The sequence below is a fragment of the Massilia sp. GER05 genome (assembly GCF_052056005.1).
In the GTDB taxonomy this organism is placed as follows: domain Bacteria; phylum Pseudomonadota; class Gammaproteobacteria; order Burkholderiales; family Burkholderiaceae_D; genus Telluria; species Telluria orientalis.
In genome coordinates this window covers 3,508,799-3,529,905 of the sequence record NZ_CP178858.1, presented here as the reverse complement: position 1 = coordinate 3,529,905, position 21,107 = coordinate 3,508,799, and the positions used below count along the sequence as shown (strand labels likewise).

At 66.3% G+C, this 21,107-nt stretch carries 20 protein-coding genes; 9 read left to right on the top strand and 11 right to left on the bottom strand.

Features of this window, described 5'->3' with window-relative positions; all coding sequences use genetic code 11:
- Positions 1–15: 15 nt before the first annotated feature.
- Both ACL58G_RS15900 and ACL58G_RS15895 read right to left on the bottom strand, forming a co-directional pair.
- A complete protein-coding gene (locus ACL58G_RS15900; protein ID WP_440967813.1) occupies positions 16–222 on the bottom strand; it encodes a formate dehydrogenase in 207 nt (68 codons plus the stop codon).
- 8 nt (positions 223–230) lie between these two features.
- Positions 231–869 (bottom strand): TorD/DmsD family molecular chaperone, encoded by a 639-nt coding sequence (locus ACL58G_RS15895; protein ID WP_440967811.1) that lies wholly within the window; start codon positions 867–869, stop codon positions 231–233.
- Positions 870–1,087: 218 nt separating this feature from the next.
- Between ACL58G_RS15895 and fnr the strand changes: the two genes are divergently transcribed.
- A complete protein-coding gene (gene fnr / locus ACL58G_RS15890; RefSeq protein ID WP_440967809.1) occupies positions 1,088–1,852 on the top strand; it encodes a fumarate/nitrate reduction transcriptional regulator Fnr in 765 nt (254 codons plus the stop codon).
- A gap of 60 nt (positions 1,853–1,912) precedes the next feature.
- Positions 1,913–2,983, top strand: a complete 1,071-nt coding sequence (locus ACL58G_RS15885) for a porin (protein ID WP_440967807.1) — start codon at positions 1,913–1,915, stop codon at positions 2,981–2,983.
- Here ACL58G_RS15885 and ACL58G_RS15880 read toward each other — a convergent pair whose 3' ends face one another.
- Positions 2,984–3,745, bottom strand: coding sequence for a glycosyl hydrolase (locus ACL58G_RS15880; protein WP_413385050.1), 762 nt, complete (start codon positions 3,743–3,745; stop codon positions 2,984–2,986).
- A 125-nt stretch (positions 3,746–3,870) separates the two neighbouring features.
- Here ACL58G_RS15880 and ACL58G_RS15875 point away from each other — a divergent pair, with 125 nt between their 5' ends.
- The 4 genes from ACL58G_RS15875 to ACL58G_RS15860 all read left to right on the top strand — a co-directional run bounded on the left by ACL58G_RS15875 (position 3,871) and on the right by ACL58G_RS15860 (position 10,199).
- Positions 3,871–4,227, top strand: a complete 357-nt coding sequence (locus ACL58G_RS15875; protein WP_413385047.1) for a hypothetical protein — start codon at positions 3,871–3,873, stop codon at positions 4,225–4,227.
- 338 nt (positions 4,228–4,565) lie between these two features.
- Positions 4,566–7,574 carry a TonB-dependent receptor gene (locus tag ACL58G_RS15870; RefSeq protein WP_440967806.1) on the top strand — a complete coding sequence of 1,003 codons (3,009 nt, stop codon included), beginning with the start codon at positions 4,566–4,568 and terminating at the stop codon, positions 7,572–7,574.
- A 91-nt stretch (positions 7,575–7,665) separates the two neighbouring features.
- Complete coding sequence (locus ACL58G_RS15865) at positions 7,666–8,910, top strand: glycoside hydrolase family 27 protein (RefSeq protein ID WP_413385042.1); 1,245 nt, start codon at positions 7,666–7,668, stop codon at positions 8,908–8,910.
- A 41-nt stretch (positions 8,911–8,951) separates the two neighbouring features.
- Entirely contained in the window at positions 8,952–10,199 is a 1,248-nt protein-coding gene (locus ACL58G_RS15860; protein WP_413385040.1) for an ABC transporter substrate-binding protein, read from the top strand.
- A gap of 39 nt (positions 10,200–10,238) precedes the next feature.
- Here ACL58G_RS15860 and ACL58G_RS15855 read toward each other — a convergent pair whose 3' ends face one another.
- Positions 10,239–12,083, bottom strand: coding sequence for a DUF885 domain-containing protein (locus ACL58G_RS15855; protein ID WP_440967804.1), 1,845 nt, complete (start codon positions 12,081–12,083; stop codon positions 10,239–10,241).
- A 90-nt stretch (positions 12,084–12,173) separates the two neighbouring features.
- Entirely contained in the window at positions 12,174–13,307 is a 1,134-nt protein-coding gene (locus ACL58G_RS15850) for an acyltransferase family protein (RefSeq protein ID WP_440967803.1), read from the bottom strand.
- A 165-nt stretch (positions 13,308–13,472) separates the two neighbouring features.
- Here ACL58G_RS15850 and ACL58G_RS15845 point away from each other — a divergent pair, with 165 nt between their 5' ends.
- Positions 13,473–14,516, top strand: coding sequence for a sensor histidine kinase (locus tag ACL58G_RS15845; RefSeq protein WP_440967801.1), 1,044 nt, complete (start codon positions 13,473–13,475; stop codon positions 14,514–14,516).
- A 17-nt stretch (positions 14,517–14,533) separates the two neighbouring features.
- The gene (locus ACL58G_RS15840) at positions 14,534–15,271 is read left to right on the top strand and encodes a LytR/AlgR family response regulator transcription factor (RefSeq protein ID WP_413385031.1); all 738 of its coding nucleotides are present in this window, start codon (positions 14,534–14,536) and stop codon (positions 15,269–15,271) included.
- A gap of 6 nt (positions 15,272–15,277) precedes the next feature.
- Here the strand turns inward: ACL58G_RS15840 and ACL58G_RS15835 are convergent, their stop codons facing one another.
- The 6 genes from ACL58G_RS15835 to ccoN are packed head-to-tail and all read right to left on the bottom strand — an operon-like array spanning position 15,278 to position 20,378.
- Positions 15,278–15,763: a FixH family protein gene (locus tag ACL58G_RS15835; RefSeq protein WP_440967800.1), complete on the bottom strand. Its 486-nt coding sequence runs from the start codon at positions 15,761–15,763 to the stop codon at positions 15,278–15,280.
- A 17-nt stretch (positions 15,764–15,780) separates the two neighbouring features.
- The gene (gene ccoG, locus ACL58G_RS15830) at positions 15,781–17,190 is read right to left on the bottom strand and encodes a cytochrome c oxidase accessory protein CcoG (RefSeq protein ID WP_440967799.1); all 1,410 of its coding nucleotides are present in this window, start codon (positions 17,188–17,190) and stop codon (positions 15,781–15,783) included.
- Positions 17,187–18,128, bottom strand: coding sequence for a cytochrome-c oxidase, cbb3-type subunit III (gene ccoP / locus ACL58G_RS15825; RefSeq protein ID WP_413385023.1), 942 nt, complete (start codon positions 18,126–18,128; stop codon positions 17,187–17,189). Before ccoP ends, ccoG begins: the two co-directional genes overlap by 4 nt.
- Entirely contained in the window at positions 18,121–18,288 is a 168-nt protein-coding gene (locus ACL58G_RS15820; protein WP_440967797.1) for a cbb3-type cytochrome oxidase subunit 3, read from the bottom strand. The genes ccoP and ACL58G_RS15820 overlap by 8 nt, the downstream gene beginning before the upstream one ends.
- Position 18,289: 1 nt before the next feature.
- The gene (ccoO, locus tag ACL58G_RS15815; RefSeq protein ID WP_413340846.1) at positions 18,290–18,904 is read right to left on the bottom strand and encodes a cytochrome-c oxidase, cbb3-type subunit II; all 615 of its coding nucleotides are present in this window, start codon (positions 18,902–18,904) and stop codon (positions 18,290–18,292) included.
- 22 nt (positions 18,905–18,926) lie between these two features.
- Entirely contained in the window at positions 18,927–20,378 is a 1,452-nt protein-coding gene (gene ccoN, locus ACL58G_RS15810) for a cytochrome-c oxidase, cbb3-type subunit I (protein WP_440967794.1), read from the bottom strand.
- Between the two features lie 232 nt (positions 20,379–20,610).
- Here ccoN and ACL58G_RS15805 point away from each other — a divergent pair, with 232 nt between their 5' ends.
- On the top strand, positions 20,611–21,015 hold the full coding sequence (locus ACL58G_RS15805) for a TraR/DksA family transcriptional regulator (protein ID WP_413385016.1): 405 nt from the start codon (positions 20,611–20,613) through the stop codon (positions 21,013–21,015).
- The last annotated feature ends 92 nt before the right edge of the window (positions 21,016–21,107 follow it).

Sequence of the window (21,107 nt, the reverse complement as noted above, 5' to 3'; positions counted from 1 at the left end):
GGTCGTGGTCTCCTTCTACCAGTAAGCCGCGGTGCGGTAGTAGCGCCGGATGTGTTCCGTCTCGTGATAGCCCTTGGCCTGCTGCGGCGCCACCGGTGCGGCGGGCTCGGGCTGCGGCCCGGGCGCCCGCGCACGCGCGGCCGCGGCGACGGCCAGCGCGCCCAGCGGCGCGGCCTTCAACAGGCTGCGGCGGGTCGGATCGGGTTGCTTGTCATCGTTCATGATGGTCCTCATGCGGCAATCGGGTCGGTGGCATCGAGCACGGCGAACGCCTGCGCTTCGATCGACAGGAAGGCATCGACGACGCCTGCGACGATCCGGTAGAAATTCGCGTCGGCACTCCCCGCGATGTCGGCCAGGCAGGCCGCATACCACGGCCGGACATGCGTTTCGAAAAAGTGTTTTTGCACGGCCAGGCCACGCGGCGGCATGCCGGGTCCGCCCTGGATCAATACGCGCATCGTCTCGCACAGCGTGCCCAGGTGGTCTTCGAACTCGCCCACGCCTGGCGCCCGCGCGAGACGCAGGCGCGCGAGGTCGTGGCGCAGGTCGGCCAGCGGCGCATCGTTCAGGTGGCCCGTGAGGTAGAAGGAACCGTACGGATTCAGCGGCGGCGTGCCGGTGCTGATGAACATGGCCGAGAATTCATCGGCCGCGGCGGCCGCATCGACGACGGTGGCGGCCTGGGTCAGCTTCAGCCAGGCGTCCTCGAGAGCGAATTCGCCGGCGGCGCCGATCGGGTCCGCGGCGGCCAGTGCCGCGAGCAGTGCGTCGTCGGGCGGGGCCAGCAGCAGGCGTGCGAACAGCGCGTAGAAATCGGCGCGGGCCTGGTCCTCGTCGGCCAGCGGCGCAGCGACGGCTCTCTCCACGCCGTCATGCAAATCGGATGAAGCAGAACGCTGTTCGACGGACATGGTTCTCCCGTTGGCAAATATTCATGGGAAGTGTAATCCTTGACAACGCAAAGGCGCGCACGCTTGACGTCCACGCGACACTTCGTTGGCCAGGCAACCAACGTCGGGACAAATTCCCTCGTTGCAGTCGGGCTGCACGTCTATAATCGAGACATCACCCGAAGGTACTTGCCATGATTGCCGCTGATACCACGTCCGCATCCCCCATCAACGTCACCGCACTCAAGTCCAGTTGCGCGGCCTGCAGCATGCACCAGCTGTGCCTGCCAATGGGGCTGGAAGACGCGGACATCGACCGCCTGGATCGGATCATCGGCAAGCGCCGCCGCCTGGAGCGCGACGAACCGCTGTACAAGATGGGCGAGCCGTTCCGCAACCTGTACGCCGTGCGCTTCGGCCACTTCAAGACGTACCAGATCAACGCGGCCGGCGAGGCGCAGATCACGGGCTTCCAGATGGCCGGCGAGCTGCTCGGCATGGACGCCATCAGCGCCGACCGCCACCACTGCGACGCCGTCGCACTGGAAGACAGCGAAGTGTGCGAAATCCCGTTCGGGAACCTGCAGGACCTGTTCGGCCAGGTGCCGGCGCTGCTGCGCCACTTCCACCGCATCATGAGCCAGGAAATCACGCGCGAACAGAACGTCATGCTCCTGCTGGGGAACATGCGCGCCGAGCAGCGCTTCGCCGTCTTCCTCATCAACCTCTCGGCCCGCTACGCGGCGCGCGGCTATTCGTCCACGCGCTTCCAGCTGCGCATGTCGCGCGAAGACATCGGCAACTACCTGGGCCTGACCATCGAAAGCATCAGCCGCCTGCTGTCCCGTTTTAAAAAGCTGGGGCTCGTGCAGGTCGACAAGCGCGAGGTCGAGCTGCTCGAACCGGCGCGCCTGAAGGCGATGGCGGCCGGGACGGAGCAGTGCAGTCCGATGGCCTGACCTTTCGGTAGTTCCCGGTCTCCGCGTCCGCATCGACAATGCGGGCAAAGGAGATCCCCCATGCATATCAAGTCAATCCCCGCCGCCATGCTGCTGGCCGCGGGCACCGTCCACGCGCAAGACGGCGCCGTGCAGATCTACGGCCGCCTCAACGTCGCCCTCGAACACGCGGCGGCGTCCTCCGGCCCCGGCCTCACGCGCCTCGTGAACAACCGCTCCGTGCTGGGTTTCCGCGGCGGCGAAGACCTGGGCGGCGGCCTGAAAGCCATCTTCCAGGTCGAAGGCACGCTGTCGCCCGACACGGGCACCGGCGCCCTCGCCGCACGCGATACCCGCGTGGGCCTCGCCGGCACGTGGGGCACGCTGTTCGCGGGCCACTGGACGACGGCCTACAACAGCGCCACGTCCGGCCTCGACCCGTTCTATCCGACGACGGCCGGCTACATGAGCATCATGGGCAATGGATCCGCGGGGGACGCGGACAACGTCAGCGACAAGTCGTCGTTCGACCGGCGCCAGTCCAATTCGATTCACTACTGGAGCCCGTCCTGGCACGGTCTGTCGCTGCGGGTGACGCACGGCCTGAACGAAGAAAAGCCGGCAAGCGGCGCGCAGCCGTCGCTGACGTCGGCCGCCGCGATCTACGAACGGGGCCCGTGGTATGCCGTACTGGCGGGCGAACGCCACCACGAGTACCAGGGACCGGGCCTGGACGACACCGGCGCGAAGGCCGCCCTCGCCTACCAGTTCCCGCAGACCCGCATCGCCGTCGTCGCCGAACGTTTGAAATACGGGACGGGCGCCGGCGAGCTGGCGCGCAATGCCGTGTACCTGTCCGTGTCGCACCAGATGGGACCGCACGGCATCCGCATCGGCATTGCGCGCGCGGGCGACGCGAGCGGGCCGGCCGGCACGCGCATCGGCTTCGTGCGCGCCGGCGCGGGCACCGGCGCCACGCATGCGACGCTCGGCTACGATTACACGCTCAGCAAGCGCAGCAGCCTGTACGCGTACACGACGCGCCTGGACAACCGCGCGAACGGGGTCTACGACTTCGCGATCAACGGTCTGGGTGCCACGCCGGGCGCGACGCTTAAGGCGTACGTGCTCGGCATGCGTCACAACTTCTGATCACACGTATCGTTCCAGCGTGATGACGCGTGGATCGGCATACACGGCCTTGATGCGCGTATCGTCATTGGCCGCCGTGATGTCGACCCAGGACATGAAGAACGACCACGGCGCGCCGCCCTCGAGGCTGCTGTCGATGTCCGGCATCGGGCCGTTCTCGGTCATCGCGATGAGCTTCGCGCCGTTGCTGAGCGCATAGGCCTTGTCGAACTCCGTCTTGTTGTTAATGTAGACGAAGTTGCCGGGGTAGGAATCGATGCCGACGAGATCGACCTTGTCGTTCCCCGGATACCACGCCACGTCGTCGCCGCACCAGCACCACAGCAGATTGTGCAGGCCGTGGTAATTCACGAGGCGGTCGTACATCATGTCCCACAACTGCTTGTACACGGTGCTGCCTTTCGCGCTCCACCAGAACCAACTGCCGCCGGCTTCGTGCAAGGGCCGCCAGATGATGGGGACGCCGGCATCGCGCAGCTTCGCGAGCTGGACGGCGATCGCGTCGATGTCGCGCAGGGTGTCCGCATATTCCGGCGTCCCCTTCCTCACGGCCCGGGATGCATCGAAGGTCGTGAACTCGGTGTAGAACGTGTTCGTGCCGGCGGTGCCGCCCGACGGCGAATGCCAGTGCCATTGATAGGCGATGACGGGCTTGTCCCCGTGGTCCCGGCGCCATGCGATCGAGTTGGCGACCGACGGGTCGGCCGCATCGGGACCCGAACGTGAAATAGCCCGGCTGGCCGGTGCCCGGATTGATCGCATTGCCGTCCCACAGCCACGAATACATCGGGCTGTAATGCTGCATGTCGAAGCCGCGCAGCAATGGGTAATGACCGGTCAGGTTCTTCACGTAGTCGAAGTGATCCTGGTCGGTCTGTCCAGAGACGATGAACTTGCCGAACTTCGACAGCAGCCAGCCGTACAGGGCCTGGGCGGCGGGCGTGGCCGCCGGATCGACGGGGGCGGCGTTGATCGTGAAGCGCCGCACGACGCAAGTGGAGGTCGCGCCCGCCTGCCCGCAGGCATCGATCGTCACGGTCGCGGGTTTCGGCGCGGCCTGCCGGGATGCCGTCGCTGCTGCCGACGCTGCGTCGTTGCCGGCGCGGCCGGTGGCCCCCCCGCAAGCGCCCAGCAACGTCGTGGCCGCCGCGGCGCCGGCCGCCTTGAACAACAGGCTGCGGCGGTCCAAAGAAATTTTTGTATCGTTAGACATGTTATCTCCTCCATCAATGGGTCGGTGTTAATTTGACGATGCGTTTCACATCGAAAAATTAACGACGGCGATTATTCCACCGGTCCATACCTGCCCTTCACACTCCCCTTCCTCCCCTCATTGTTTAGTGACGTTTCTCGCAACAGCGTTGCCTGCCCCACTGCGTACCCGGCGAGTTTCGCGAAACAACGCTAAACAACACCGATTTCGCGCGTCGTTCCGCCCGTCGACAAAACCCGGCGTCAATAACTCGTATATCCGGCGTTAATAAATTGTCTTTTGCAAGATGTTTTTTTATTAGCGCCGGATTTACGTGCATGCACAACGGAAATCGCCGCACTCGACGGCTGGACAACCAGAAGGGGACACATGAAACGCACCAACAAGACTGCCATCGCAATCGCCGTCGCTCACCTCGCGTGGGGAACGGGCCTGGCGCACGCGCAAGCGGACAACGAAGGCAAGGCCGTTGTCGTCGTGACCGGCCAGCGCGCCGCGCTGGCCTCGGCGCAAAAACTCAAGCAGGATGCCGACGAGATCGTCGACTCGATCGTCGCCGACGACATCGGCAAGCTGCCGGACCGCTCCGTCACCGAGGTGCTCCAGCGCGTCGTCGGCATCAGCATCAACCGCCAGGCGGGCGACAATGAACGCTTCTCGGTCGAGGGCGCCGGCGTCAACATCCGCGGCCTGAACTACGTCCGTTCCGAACTCAATGGGCGCGAGGCGTTCGCATCGAACGGCGGCCGCTCGATCAGCTGGGGCGACATCCCGCCCGAACTGATGGCCGGCGTCGACGTCTACAAGAACCCTTCGGCGGAGCAGACCGAAGGCGGCATTTCGGGTCTCGTCAACCTGCGCACCGCGCTGCCGTTCGACTTCAAGGGCCAGCGCGGCGCGCTGTCCGTCGAGGCGACGCACTCCACGCTCAGGAAGGGCAAGCCCGATCCTTCCGTGTCCGGCCTGTACTCGAACCGCTGGAAAACCGGCTTCGGCGAATTCGGCGCCCTGGTCGATATCGCGTCGTCGGACAGCTCCACGCAGACGGATACGTTCCAATTCGAACCCTTCTTCCCACGCACCGACATCCAACCGGGCCGCACGGTGTGGATACCGAAAGGCGCGCAATGGCGCAACTACCAGTACGACCGCAAGCGGCAAGGTGCCTACGGCGCCCTGCAGTGGAAGCGCGACAACCTCCAGAGCCACCTGACGTATTTCCAGTCGCGCTACAAGGACAGCGCGAACGAGCAGTCGATCTTCTCGTCGGCCAGCCCGTATGACCTGAAGGTGAGCCCCGATACCGTGTACGACGCGAAGGGCGCGTTCGTCACGGGCACCATCAGCGACACGACGAACGGCGGCATCCCGTTCAGCAATGCGGGCGGCTTCAACAAGGGCGATTCGAAGACCACCGACGTGTCCTGGAACGTGCAGTGGAAGGTGGCCGACAACTGGACGCTGACGAGCGACCTGCAGCACGTGCGCTCCACCGGCAGCCACTTCACCTCGGCGGTCGGCCTGGGCATGCTGATGCCGAACGAGAGCCTCGACCTGCGCGGCAGCCTGCCCAGGATTAACTTTACCGATTCACAGCGCGCCTTCCTGGCCGATCCCGCGAATTACTACTGGGAGTCGACCATGGAACACCTCGACAAGACCGACGGGACCATGAAGGCCTGGAAGGGCGATGCGCGCTATGCGTTCGACCATCCGGTGCTGCGCGACGTGCGCTTCGGCGTGCGCCTGACGGACCGCGAAGCGCGGACGGTCAACTCCGATCCGAGCTGGAATTGGGCCGGGGTGACGCCGCCGTGGCTGCTGGGCTGGGACATTCCGAAACTGGCCTACCTGAACGACCCGCGCTTCAACGCGCCGCACGTGACGCAACAGTTCAACAACTTCTTCGGCGGCGACGTCAGCGTCCCCGCAGTCGTGTTCCCCGCGCCGAGCGTGGCCAGCGGCTATCCGGCTTCGTACCAGACGCTGCATGACTACCACGACGCGATCCTGTGTCCGGAACGGATCGCGGCCAATGGCGGCGATGGCGGCAACCCGTGCCAGATCTGGAAGGCGGCGAAATTCGGCGGCGACAACCCGGCCGGCACCAACGACCAGAAAGAGAAGACCCGTGCGTTCTACACGCAGCTGCGCTTCGGCTTCGACGACCTGAAATACCCGATCGACGGCAACGTCGGCCTGCGCTACGTGCAGACCCGCTCGCACTCGACCGGCTACATGTCGTACACGCCGGGCGCGCCGTTCGGGCAAGGCACGCAGGCCACCGGCATCCCGGTTCCCTACATCCCCGCTTACCTGAACAAGAGCGATGTCGAGAACAGGTACAACAACTTCCTGCCGACCGTGAACCTGCGCCTGAAGGCCAGCGACACGCTGCAGTTCCGCCTGGCCTACGGCAAGTCGATGTCGCGGCCGGACTTCTCGCAACTGCAGGCCTACACGACGCTGTCGCAGGAAATCGTGTCGTCGGTGAACGAGGAGACCAAGGTCGTGAACGTGACGGCCGTGAACCGCACCGGCAACGCGCAGGGCAACCCGGCGCTCCGTCCGATCACGTCGAATCAGCTCGACGTCACTGCGGAATGGTACTTCGCCAAATCCGGATCGCTGACGCTGGCGCTGTTCGACAAGCGCCTCAAGGACGTGATCATCAACCAGACGACGTCGGTGGGCCTCCAGGATATCAACGGGAACACGCAGCAGTTCCTGGTGACGGCGCCGGTGAATGGCGCGAAAGGCATCGCCCGCGGCGGCGAGATCGCGTACCAGCAGTATTTCGACAATGTGCCGGACTGGCTGCGCGGGATCGGCGTGTCGGCGAACTACACCTACGTCCACAGCAAGCGCAGCCTGTACAACCCGGTCTTCAGCGAATACTGCTCGGGCGGACAGAACGCCGCGAACGTCAACCTGAACCTGAACGGCTGCGACATCGACGGACGCGCGTTCGGCAACCTGCCGCTGCCCCAGCTGTCGCAGAACGCCTACAACCTGGCGATCCTGTACGACCAGGGGCCGTGGTCGGCGCGCCTGGCCTACAACTGGCGCTCGCGCTACCTCCTCAGCACCAACACGAACGGGACGCAGGGCAGCAACGGTACGGACACCAATCCCGCCAGCCCGACCTTCGGCCAGCACAACGTGGCCTGGGGCCTGCCGCTGTGGGCGGACGCGTACGGCCAGCTGGACGGCGGCGTCTCGTACAAATTCAGCGAAAACCTGAAATTCGACTTCCAGGCGCAGAACCTGACGGATGCCCGCTACAGCCAGACCATGCACCAGGGTATCGGCGACAAGGTGCGCGCCGTCTTCGTCTCCGGACCGCGCTACAGCCTGCGCGTGGGCTACACGTTCTGATCTCCACGTCCTGATCTCCTTGCCCGGGCAACCGGGCCTTTCGGCCGCGCCCTGCCGGCGCGCGCCTTTTTTTATTCGGAATCATCATCCCATGTTGAAAGCATTTATCACCGTCCTGCTGCTCGGCGGCGCCGTCTCGCACCAGGCGTACGCGCAGGGCGTGACGGTCCGCACGGCACCGGGCACGCCCGGCAAGTTCACCGAACTGGGACAACGCCCGCCAATGGGCTGGAACACCTGGAACACGTTCGCCTGCAACATCAACGAAAAGCTCATCCGCGACGCGGCCGACGCCATGGTCGCCAGCGGCATGCGCGATGCCGGGTACGTGTACCTGAACATCGACGACTGCTGGCAGGGCGAGCGCGATGCGCAGGGCTTCATCCACGCCGATCCGCAGCGCTTCCCGTCCGGAATCAAGGCATTGGCCGACTACGTCCACGCCAAAGGACTCAAGCTCGGCATCTATTCGGACGTGGGCGACAAGACGTGCGGCGGCCACGCGGGCAGCCGCGGGCACGAGTACCAGGACGCGCTGACGTACGCCGCCTGGGGCATCGATTACCTGAAATACGACTGGTGCAATACCGAGGGCCTGAGCGCGAAAGGCGGCTACACGACGATGCGCGACGCACTGCGCGCCGCCGGCCGCCCCGTCCTGTTGTCGATCTGCGAATGGGGCGACAACAAGCCCTGGGAGTGGGCCGGCGACGTGGGCCATTCATGGCGCACGACGGGCGACATCTATCCGTGCTGGGATTGCGAATTCAATCACGGCGACTGGTCGTCGTTCGGCGTGCTGCCCATCCTCGACAAGCAGGACGGCCTGCGCAGGCATGCCGGACCCGGACGCTGGAACGACATGGACATGCTGGAAGTCGGCAAGGGCATGGCCGAGGACGAGGACAGGGCCCACTTCTCCATCTGGGCCATGATGAATTCGCCGCTGATCGCGGGGAACGACATCCGTTCGATGTCGGCCACCACGCGCGCGATCCTGACCAACCGCGCCGTCATCGCCGTGAACCAGGATGAACGGGGCATCCAGGCCTGGCGTTTCATGAACGACGGCCAGCTCGAGATGTATGCCAAGCCGCTGGCGAACGGCGAATGGGCGCTCATGTTCCTCAATCGCGCCGACCACGCGCGGCGCTACCGGTTCGACTGGAACAGCCATACGCTGTCCGACCGCGTCAGCAACAACAGCGTCGACTTCGGGCAGAAGCGCCACCGGTTCACCGACCTGTGGACGGGCGCCACGGGCGACACCGGCAAACCGCTGGCGCTGACGGTGCCTGCCCATGGCGTGGTGTTGCTGCGCCTGTCGCCCGACTGACGGCCTGGATGCCCGGCCCGCCTTGTGATAAGGTTGGGCGCATGACTGTTTCGCGTGTATTCGTCGCCCTGGCGGCATGTCTGGCGCTGTGCGCGTCGACGACTGCCCGGGCGGGCGAGCTGGAAGTGTTCCATTACTGGGACCTGGCCGGCGACGCCAGGGCCATCGCCTTCCTGAAAGCGACGTTGACGCAGGAGGGCGAGACCTGGCGCGATTTCGCAGTCGCCGGCGGCGGCAACGGGATGGCGCTGACGCTGCTGAAATCGAGGGTCGCGGCCGGCAACCCGCCGACCGCCGCGCAAATGAAGGCGCCCGCCATCGCCGCGTGGGCGCAGGGCGGGTACCTCACCAACCTCGACGACATCGCCCGGTCCGGGCAATGGGACAAGGTCCTGCCCGAGGCGATCAGCGCGCGCATGAAATACAACGGGCACTACGTCGCCGTGCCGGTGGACCTCCACCGCAACAACTGGTTGTGGATTAACGCGCGCGTCCTGAAAGCGGCGCGCGCGAAGGCGCCGGCGACGTGGGATGAGTTTTTCCAGGCCGCCGAACGGATGAAGCGCGCGGGCTTCGTCGCCGTGGCCCATGGCGAGCAGCCCTGGGAAGACCTGCGCCTGTTCGAGAACGTCGTCATCGGCCTGGGCGGCGCGGAGTTTTACCGGCGGGCGCTCGTGCAACTGGACCCGGCCGCGCTGTCCAGCCCAACGATGGAACGCGCGCTGGCGACCTTCAGGCGGATCAAATCCTATACCGGCCGCTCGACGTACCAGAACGACTGGATCCAGGCGTCGGCACTGCTCACCAGCGGCAAAGCGGGCATGCAATTCATGGGCGACTGGAACAAGCCGGTGCTGATGGAGGCCCGCAAGACGTCGGACTTCGAGTTCGAGTGCCTGCCGGTGCCGGGCGCCACCGACGCATTCGTGTTCGACGTCGATTCGTTCGTCATGTTCAAGGTGCGGGGCGAAGCGAAGGTCGGCGCGCAGCGTCACCTCGCCGCCGCGCTCCTGCGTCCGGACATCCAGGAACGGTTCAATCTCTACAAGGGCGCCCTGCCCGTCCGGACCGACGTCGATCTCGGCCGCCATGACCGCTGCGCGGCAGCGTCCAGGGCGGCGTTCCAGCACGCGGCGCGCACCGGCGTCCTGGTCCCGAGCATCAACATGTCGCAGCCACCGCCCGTGGAAGACGCCATGCGGGCCATCATCAGTGATTTCTGGCGCGACGACCGCGTGACGCCGGCGGCGACGATCGCCCGCCTGAAAGCACTGGTGGCCAGCCGCTGATCACGCGGCCTGCTTCCAAGCCTGCTTCAAAGCCTGCTTCTAAGCCTGCTTCTGCGCCGCGATCCAGCGCTCGACGATCTCGCCCAGCACGTCCAGCGGCACGGAACCGTTGCGCAGCACGACGTCGTGGAACGCGGGCAGCGAGAACTTCGCGCCCAGTTCCTGCTTCGCGTGCTCGCGCAGGTCGATGATGCGCAGCATGCCGATCATGTACGCGCACGCCTGGCCCGGCCACGCGACGTAGCGCTCCACTTCCTGCGCGCCGATGCCGTAGGCGATGGCCTGCTCGCGCGTCCAGCCCTTCGTGTGCAGGCCCGTGTCGACGACGAGCCGGCGCGCGCGGAACAGTTCCGAGCCGAGGGCGCCCAGCAGGCCCGGGACGTCGCCCTCGTACCAGCCCTGCTCCACCGCGAGCCGCTCCGCATACAGCGCCCAGCCTTCGCTGTGCGCGCTGCCGCCGCCGAAGATGCGCTGGGCGCGGAACTTGGGCAGGTCCGTGCGCTCCTGCTGGATCGCGAGCTGGAAGTGGTGGCCCGGGACGGCCTCGTGGTACGACAGGCTGCGCATGCGGATCACGTCGAACGTGGGCCCGCGCATCGGCACCCAGAAGATGCCGGGTCGGCTGCCGTCCGGCGCGGGCAGCGAATAATGCGCCGCGGCCGACGGCTCCGTCAGCGGCGGCTCGCGGCGCACGTCGACCGGCGCGCGCGGCTTCAGGTTGAACAGCGCGTCGCTGCGTTTCAATGCGTCCTGCACGATGCCCGCATAGCGCTGCAGCAGTTCGGGGCGCGGATCAGGGTTACCCAACCCCGCGGTCTTGGGCTGGAACGTCGCGTCCAGCTGCTTCATGCGCTCTTCGATGCCGCCTTCCGCGTAGCCGAGGGCGCGCAGGTGCTTGTCCATCTCGGCCTCGATGCGCGCCACTTCGCCCAGGCCGATCGCGTGGATCTCTTGCGCCGTCAAATTCGTGCTCGTGTAGGTCTTCAGCGCCTGCTGGTAGGCGGCCGCGCCGTTCGCCAGGCGCGCGATGCCGGCCGTGTCGTTCGTCTGCGGATGCAGCTCGGCCATGTAGGCCTGCACGCGCAGGTACGCGGGGCGGATCTTCGTCTCGACGATGCGGGTGGCGTCGGCGATGGCCTTGGCGCGCGCACCCGGCGCCAGGTCCGCGAGCTTTTCGGTGCGCTGGGCGAACGTCGTGACGAGGACGTTCTGCTCCGCCGCCGGCTTCAGGAACAGGTCGACCTGGTATTGCGCGCGCTCGAGGATGAAGCGCGGCGGCACCAGGCCGCGCGCCGTGGCGGCGCGGGCGCGCGCGAGGGCCTCGTCCATGCGCGTGGCCACCTGGTCCAGGCGCGCCAGGTAACTGGCGACGTCGGACGCGCGGCGCAGCGGATGCGTCGTCGTCATGAAGTTGACGAGGCCGACCTGCGTGCCGCCGAACTGGTTGAAGACGAACTGGTAATCGTCGTACGGCGCACTGGCGACCGTGTTGGCCAGGCTCCAGCGCATCACGGACGCGGACGTGCGCTGTTCTTCGCCCAGTGGCCCGGCGAGGAATTTATCGAGCCGCGCGACGCCGGCCCGCGCCAGCGCGACCATCTTCTTGCGGTGTGAAGCCGTCAGCGGCGTGAGCTGGCGGTCCAGCGCGTCCTGTTCGGCGCCGTCGAAGTATTGCGTCGACGTGGCGAGCTGCGGATTGGCGCGGACCCAGTCGGCGGCGAAACGGTCGGACCAGGTGTCGAAGGCGGCGTCGGGTCTGACCGCCTGGGTGGTCTGTGCGGCCGCCGCGATGTTTGGCGCGGCGGTGCCGAGGACGAGGGGAACGAACAGGGTGGCGATGGCGGCGGCCGTGCGGGCGCGCGCGTGAAGATGGTTCTTGGGCATCTCTCTCTTTTCCATGGATAGTGGTAGTCGCCGGCTCGGTAAGCCTGGCGATGGCAATCTATCATGGATGAGTCTGCAAGAGGGCCGGGGTTACGCGTTTACCTCAGCCACCGCGGCGGGAACGTGAACCGGACCCGCATACTTCCGCGTGAGCCACGCACGCACCGGCCGGTCGAACCAGCGCAGCAACGCGTACGCCAGCAGCACGATGCCGATCTGCGATCCCGCCGCCACCAGCGCCACCCGCGCAGGCGCCGGATGCGTATTCCAGTTCCAGTGCGCGAACAGGTAGACGAACGCGTAGTGCACGACGTAGACGGGATAGGACAGTTCGCCCATGAACCGGCACAGTGCGCCGATCGCGCCCTCGGTCCGGGTCACGCCCGCGCCCGCGGCCAGGACCAGCGGGAACACGACGATCACGCAGGCCGCTTCGAACAGGCCGTTCCAGGTGCCCATCTGGGGCGCCACGAAGATCGCGGCCAGCACCAGCGACAGGACGACGAACGGTTGCGGCACCGCCAGCCGGAACCCCGTCCGGTACACCAGCAGCCCCGCCAGGAATGGACAGGCGAGGCGCACCGGAGCGGCCCAGAAATCGGCCCATCCCCAGCCGTGGCTCAGGTCATTGAAATGATGCGCCGTCCACACCAGCGCGACGGCACTCAGCACGCACAGGCCCACGTGCAGGCGCCGGGTCAATCTGTGCCCGAGCACGCCGTACAGGACGTTGGCGATGTATTCCTGGAACAGCGTCCAGCACGGCCCATTCAGCGAATGCGTTTCGCCGAAGCTGTTCGGCACGTTCGGCGTCGGCAGCAACAGCACGCTGAGCGCGATCGTGCCGGCGAACGCCGCGAGCGAGATCTTTTCGCCGATGCGCTGGGTGTCGCCGACGAACGGATCGAGCAGGTACACCGTCACGCTGATCGCCAGCGCCGCCAGCGTCATCGGATGGAGGCGGATCAGGCGGCGCTTGAAGAACCCGGACAGGGACAGCGCCTCGCGGGGCGCGGCGTGCGGCGCCAGGCGCGCGTCGTAGGCGTGGCCGAGAACGAATCCGGACAGCGCGAAAAAGAAATCGACGGCCAGGAAGGCATGGCCCATCGGGTTGTGGGCGATGTCGGGCACCATCATTTCCCAGAAATGGAACATGAGGACGCAGAGCGCGGCCGTACCGCGCAGGCCATCGAGGGCTTCGTAATGGGATTTCATCGGGGGCATAGGTTGAGGTCTCCGTTTTTTTGGGTAGAATGCCGGAGTGCAATAGGTATTTACAATGGCTTTGTCACAGTCCGGATTCCGCTGTTGCGAGACGGTTGTGGCGCCCATCGAACGGGCGGCGCCCCGTTCCCGTGCGCAGGCCGCTTACACGTCAACGATCAACCAGTGAAACAACGCACCTCACGCCATGTCGTCGCAATCCTGGCCTGCACGGCCGCCGGCGGCGTGTTCGCGCTGCCGTACATCCTGCGCGGCGCCGGCTGGAGCGCACTGCTGTCCGTCACCATCAATTGCTGGCTGTGGGGCGCGCTGACGCCGCTGATCAAGCGCCTGCACGACCGCCTGGCCGCGACGTTCCGGCGCGCCCTGCCCCTGCTGGCCGCCCATGCCGTGTGCGGGCTGGCGTTGACGGCGCTGTACGTCCTGACGGCGGCGGCCGTGGAAGACCGGCTCGGCCTGCTCGACTGGGATCCCTGGAGCCAGCCCCTGGGCCTGCTCGACTGGTTCTATTGGGCGATGCTCGTGTACTGCGTCATCATCGGTGCGCTGACCGGCCTGAAATACTACCGGCGCGTGCTCGTCGACGCATTGCAGATCGAGCGCTTGCAGCGCGGCTTTCTCGAAGCCCAGTTGAACACGCTGCGCACCCAGCTCGATCCGCACTTCCTGTTCAACGCGCTGAACGGCATTTCCGCGTGCGTCGAGCACGAGCCGAGGGTGGCCCGCCGCATGATCGAGCACCTGGGCGACCTGCTGCGCTTCACGCTCGACAGCCGGAACCGGAGCGAGGTGAGCCTGGCCGACGAAGTCGAGTTCCTCGAGCATTACTTCGCACTGCACCGGATGCGCTTCGCCGAGCGCCTCGCCGTCACGGTGTCCGTCATGCCCGACGTGGCGCACACGCGCGTCCCGTCGCTGCTGTTGCAGCCGCTGGTGGAAAACGCGATCCGCCACGGCATCGCGGTCCGCGCGTCCGGCGGCAAGGTCGACGTGTCGGCGCGGCGCGTGGGCGACCAGGTCGAGATCCGCGTGACCGACGACGGCGTCGGGCTGCCGCCCGGCTGGACGATGGACGCCGCGCGCGGACTGGGCATCAGTGTGACGCGCGACCGCCTGGCGGCCATGTACCCGTCCGGCGCCAGCCTGTTCGCCATCGCGCCCCACGCCGGCGGCGGCACGCAAGCGACGATCGTCCTGCCCCTGACTTGAACAAGGAGATGCCGCGCATGCCGCCCGCCAGTCCATTGAAGATACTCGTCGTCGACGATGAAGCGCCGGCGCGGCGGCGTCTCGTCGACCTGCTGGCCAGGGTAGACGGGGTCGGCGAGGTGCTCGAAGCCGGGGACGGCGCGGCGGCCGTGCGGATGATCGCCGACCATCGCCCCGCCGCCGTCTTCCTGGACATGCAGATGCCAGGGCCGTCCGGCCTGGACGTCGTCGCCACCGTCGGTGCCGGCCGCATGCCCGTCACCGTATTCGTCACCGCCTACGACCAGTATGCGGTCCGCGCGTTCGAGGCCAGCGCCCTCGATTATCTGTTGAAGCCGTTCAGCGACGAACGCTTCGAGGCGGCCATGCGGCGCGTCCTCGCGCGGCTGGAAGAACACCGCCCCGCCGAAGAACCGCCGCGCTGGGACCGGCTGGTGGTAAAAACCGCGGGCGCCACGCACATCGTCAAGACGACGGACATCGACTGGATCGAAGCCGTCGGCGTCTACGTCAACCTGTACATCGGCGGCAAGGCGCTGCTGTACCGGTCACCGATCCATGTGCTGGCCGACAAGCTGGATCCCGCCCACTTCGTGCGCATCCACCGCTCGGCCATCGTGAATCTCGAAAGCATCCTGCGCCTCGAACCGCTGTCGCACGGCGAGTTCGACGTGGTATTGAAGCACGGCGGGCGAACGAAGGTCAGCCGCACCTACCGCGGCCAGTTGGAACAGCGCCTCGGCCAGGCGCTGTGAGGCCGCTCAGGGCTCGTCCGCCACGATCTCCAGCGCCCGCACGCCATCCCACCCCTTGGCCAGCCGCCAGTCGCGCAACGCTCCTTCCACGACGACCTGCCAGTGCGTGCGCTCGAGGTCCGGCAGCGCGACGCTGAACGAGCCGTCCGGCGCGGGCTTCACGAACACGCGCAGGTCGCGCCGCGGCAGGGTCGGATGCGCGAGGTAGATGGTGAACGGCGCCGCTTGTCCCGCCAGGCGGCCGGCCAGCGTGCCCGCGCGCGGATCGTATTCCGCCCGCAGCGACAGGCCCAGTGCCGTCGCCGCGCGGTCGCGGCGCAGGTCCTGGTTGATGGCCTTGCCCTGCTTGTAATAGTCGTCGACGACGAGGGCGTCCGGATGGCCGGCGGCCAGCCAGGCCACGTAGCCGCCGCCAGCCAGCACGGTCGCCGGTCCGAGCATCAGGAGCCATGGCCAGCGGTGGGTGTACCAGGGAGTCGGAGTCGCGTGCATGTTCTATCCTTGTCAGTTCAGCGCGGCACGATGAAGACGGCCTTCTCGGTCACGCGCAGTGCCGGATCGTCCTGCGCCGTCACGGTGAACGCCAGCGCATTCGATCCCGTGCGTGCGGCGCCATGGTCCACGCGCACGCGCAGGGGCACCGCACGCGCGGAGGCGCCGTCCAGTTCGACGAGATCCTCGTCGGCGATGGCGGCCGACGGGATGCCGGAGACGCCGATGTGGAACCGGTGCGGACGCTCGCCCGTGTTCATCAGCTGCAGGCGGTACACGTTCTCGATCTTGCCGTCTTCGACTTCGCGGCCCATCGAGCCGCGGTCGCGGATCACGTCCAGCTTCAGCGGCGTGCGCAGCGCCAGCGCGGTGCCCAGGCCCGCCGCCATCAGGACGAACACGAGGCCGTAGCCGAGCGTGCGCGGGCGCAGCAGGCGGGCGCGGATCTGCTTCGCGTTCCAGCCGCCGGCGAGTGCGTTCTCGGTCGAATAGCGGATCAGGCCACGGGGCCTGCCTACCTTGTCCATCACGCCGGAACAGGCGTCGATGCAGGCGGCGCAGCCGATGCATTCGTACTGCAGGCCGTCGCGGATGTCGATGCCGACGGGGCAGACCTGCACGCACAGCGAGCAGTCGATGCAGTCGCCTCGGCGGTCGCCACCGTTTGCGCCGTTGCGCGCCGCATTGCGTTCCATCTTGCGCGGTTCGCCGCGCGCCATGTCGTAGCTGACGATCAGCGTGTCGCGGTCGAACATCGCGCTCTGGAAGCGGGCGTACGGGCACATGTACTTGCACACCTGCTCGCGCATCCAGCCGGCGTTGCCGTACGTGGCGAAGCCGTAGAACAGGATCCAGAACGCTTCCCACGGGCCGAGGCCCAGGTGCGCCACCGCGTCGCCGAGAGCGCGGATCGGCGTGAAATAGCCGACGAAGGTAAAACCCGTCCACAGCGCGACCGTGCCCCAGGCCAGGTGCTTGGCGCCCCGCTTGCCCAGCTTTGCCAGCGTCCACGGCTGGCGGTCGAGGCGGATGCGCGCACTGCGGTCGCCTTCGATGCGGCGCTCGATCCACAGGAAGATCTCCGTGTAGACCGTCTGCGGGCAGGCATAGCCGCACCACACGCGCCCCGCCACGGCGGTCACGAGGAACAGGCCGTAGGCGCAGATGATCAGCAGACCGGCGAGATAGATGAAATCCTGCGGCCACAGCACGAGGCCGAACAGGTGGAACTTGCGCGCGCCCAGGTCGAACAGCACGGCCTGGCGGCCGTGCATGGACAGCCACGGCAGGCCGTAGAACAGCGCCTGCGTGAGCCAGACGCAGGCCCAGCGCAGGGTGGCGAACGGGCCCTTCACCTCGCGCGGATGGATGTCCTCGCGCCTGGCGTACATCTTGATGACCGCCTCCCTGGGCGCGCGCGTGTTCATTTTGCCGCCACCTCGCGGGGCGTGCCCGGCGTGTTGGACAGCGACCAGACGTAGGCGGCCAGCACGTGCGCCTTGCCTTCGCCGAGGAATTCGCCCCACGCGGGCATCGTGTTGTTGCGGCCCTTGCGGATCGTCTCCATGATCGTCTCCGCGCTGCCGCCATACAGCCATACCTTGTCGGTCAGGTTCGGCGCGCCCAGCATCGGGTTACCGTGCGCGTCGGGGCCGTGGCACGCGGCGCAGGCGGCGAACTTCGGCTTGCCGAAGGCGACCTTGATCGGGTCGGCCGGCGCCCCGGAGAGACTCATCACGTAGTGCGCGACGTTTTCCACGTCGTTGTCCGAGCCGAGTGCCGCGCCCATCGGCGGCATCTGGCCGTTGCGGCCCTTCATGATCGTTTCCTTGATCACCGACGGTTCCCCGCCGTACAGCCAGTCGCCGTCCGTGAGGTTCGGGTAGCCCTTGTTGCCGCGCGCATCCGAGCCGTGGCATTGCGCGCAGTACGTGAGGAACAGGCGCTCGCCGATGGCGTGGGCCTGCGGGTCGCCTGCCACGTCCTTGAGGTCGCGCTTCAGGTATTGCGCGAACAGGGGGCCGTAGTCGGCATCGGCCTTCGCCAGTTCCTGTTTGTACGCGCCGGCCGATTGCCAGCCGAGGCGGCCCGCATAGCTGCCGAGGCCCGGATACAGCACCAGGTAGCCGATGGCGAACAGGATCGTCAGGTAGAACATGAACATCCACCAGCGCGGCATCGGCGTGTTCAGTTCCGTCAGGTCCTCGTCCCACACGTGGCCCGTCGTCTTGTCGGGCTGGCCGTGTTCGTCCAGGCGCACCTTGTGGCGCGACTGCGACCACAGCAGGATCGCGCAGCCCGCAATGCCGAGCACCGTGATCAGGACGATGTACCAGTTCCAGAAACCGCTCGTGAAGTCAGACATAGTCGTCCTCCACGTCGTCGTCGAACGGAATGGCGGCCGTTGCCGCAAAATCCTGCTCCTTGCGCAGCACGAAGGTCCACGCCAGGATGCCCAGGAAGCAAACGAAACTCACGACCGTCATCACGCGGCTCGCGCCGTCGAACATATGCTGGATGGCCATCTCAATTCCTCGATTTGATTTGCGTGCCGAGTCCCTGCAGGTAGGCGACCAGCGCGTCCTGCTCCGTCTTGTCGGCCAGCTGCGCCGGCGCGTCCTTGATGTCCTGCTCCGTGTACGGGACGTTCAGGCGCTGCATCGCGCGCATCTTCGGCACGATCGACTGCGGGTCCAGTTTTGCCGTCGCGAGCCACGGATAGCCCGGCATGTTCGATTCCGGCACGACGTCGCGCGGGTTGTCGAGGTGCGTGCGGTGCCACTCGTCCGAGTAGCGGCCGCCGACGCGCGCCAGGTCGGGGCCGGTGCGCTTGGATCCCCACTGGAACGGGTGGTCGTAGACGAATTCGCCCGCGACCGAGTAATGGCCGTAGCGCTCCGTCTCGGCGCGGAACGGGCGGATCATCTGCGAGTGGCAGTTGTAGCAGCCTTCGCGGATGTAGACGTCGCGGCCCGCGAGGCGCAGCGGCGAATACGGCTTCAGTCCGGCGACGGGTTCGGTGGTCGAATGCTGGAAGAACAGCGGCACGATCTCGACGAGGCCGCCGAACGAGACCACGACCAGCACGAGGCCGATCAGCAGCCAGGGGTTCTTCTCGATCCACTCATGGGTGAATTTCATGGTTATGCTCCTGCGTGTTCTATCAGGCGTGTTCCGGGACCGCATGCGTCCTGCCAAGCGAATGCAGTGCGGGGATGCGCGCGTCGACGGACTTCGTGCCGCGCATCGTCAGCCACGTGTTGTACGCCATCAGGCACATGCCGGTCAGGTACATCAGGCCGCCGCCGAAACGGATCACGTAGTACGGATACGTCGCCTTGACGCCTTCGACGAAGGTGTAGGTCAGGGTGCCGTCGGGGTTCACGGCGCGCCACATCAGGCCCTGCATCACGCCGGCGATCCACATCGCGGCGATGTACAGCACGATGCCGATGGTGCCGAGCCAAAAGTGCGTCTCGACGAGTGCCATGCTGGCCATCTGCTTCTTGCCGGCGAGGCGCGGGATCAGGTAGTACAGGGAACCCATCGTGATGAAACCAACCCAGCCCAGCGCGCCGCCGTGCACGTGGGCGATGCCCCAGTCCGTGTAGTGCGACAGCGAGTTGATCGTTTTAATCGACATCATCGGGCCTTCGAACGTGGCCATGCCGTAGAACGACAGCGACACGATCATGAATTTCAGCAGCGGGTCCGAGCGCAGCTTGTGCCACGCCCCGGACAGGGTCATGATCCCGTTGATCATGCCGCCCCACGACGGCGCCAGCAGGATCAGCGAGAACACCATGCCGATCGACTGCGTCCAGTCGGGCAGCGCCGTGTAGTGCAGGTGGTGCGGACCGGCCCACATGTAGGTGAAGATCAGGGCCCAGAAGTGCACGATCGACAGGCGGTACGAGTACACCGGACGCTCGGCCTGCTTCGGGATGAAGTAGTAGACCATGCCCAGGTAGCCGGCCGTGAGGATGAAGCCGACGGCGTTATGGCCGTACCACCACTGGATCATCGCGTCCTGCACGCCGGCGTACATCGAGTACGACTTGAACAGCGTGACGGGCATCGACATGCCGTTGACGATGTGGAGGATGGCCACCGCGAGGATGTAGCCGCCGAAGAACCAGTTGGCGACGTAGATGTGTGCTACGGCCCGCTTGACGATGGTGCCGAAGAAGACGACGGCATACGCGACCCACACGACGGCGATCAGGATGGCGATCGGCCATTCCAGCTCGGCGTATTCCTTGCCGCGCGTGAAGCCCAGCGGCAGGGTGATGGCGGCCGCCACGAGCACCGCCTGCCAGCCCCAGAACGTGAAAGCGGCCAGCCGGTCGGAGAACAGCCGGACCTGGCACGTGCGCTGCACGACGTAGTACGACGTGGCGAACAGGCCGCAGATGCCGAACGCGAAGATCACCGCGTTCGTGTGCAGCGGCCGCAGGCGGCCGTACGTGAGCCACGGGATATCGAAGTTCAATGCCGGCCAGGCGAGCTGCGCGGCAATCCACACGCCCGCGAGCATGCCGATCACGCCCCAGACGACAGTTGCGACGGCAAACTGGCGCACGATCTTGTAGTTATAGTTTAGACTGCTGTCCAAGGTGCACTCCCTGAAGAATAAGAAAGACGACACCGTCAGGGTAGGTTTCCTGGGGGTTCCAAATCCTTGATGTGAATCAAAAATTCCAGATTGGGTCCAAGGAAGGAGCCGGCTTCTTCCTCGATGTTGCTGAAAGCAGACTGGCGTTTTGAAAGGACGATATGAGGTGCGTCAAACATGACGCTCGATGGTCCGCCACACTGATCCGAAGCTTTTGACAACGAAGAGGACGATGACCATGCCGCCAATTTCACCTGAACTCCACGAGCAACTCGGCCAGCGCCTGCACAAGGCGCGCGAGGATGCGCTGGCCGCCGTGCGTGCGCGCACGGATGGCGATACCGACGACCGCCCGGCGATCTCGCCGAATGCCCATATGGGCCAGAACGACGACGCGCCGGCGGGCGAGATGCTCAGCCATAACGAGGAACACCTGGCCGAACACGAAGCGAACCTGCTGCACGAGATCGACGCGGCGATCGGGCGCCTGGAATCGGGCGCGATCGGGATCTGCGAGTCGTGTGGGCGCGATATTCCGGAAGCGCGGTTGCTGGCGACGCCGACGGTGCGGACGTGTATCGCTTGCCAGGAGCGGATCGAGAAGGAACAGCGGACGGGACGCGGGCCGAGCATGTAATACCTTCGCTTGCGCGGATCACCGTCATCCCCGCGCACGCGGGGACCCATACTGAGCCTCTGAAGTCGAACGCCGAGATCCGCCCGGGTGTT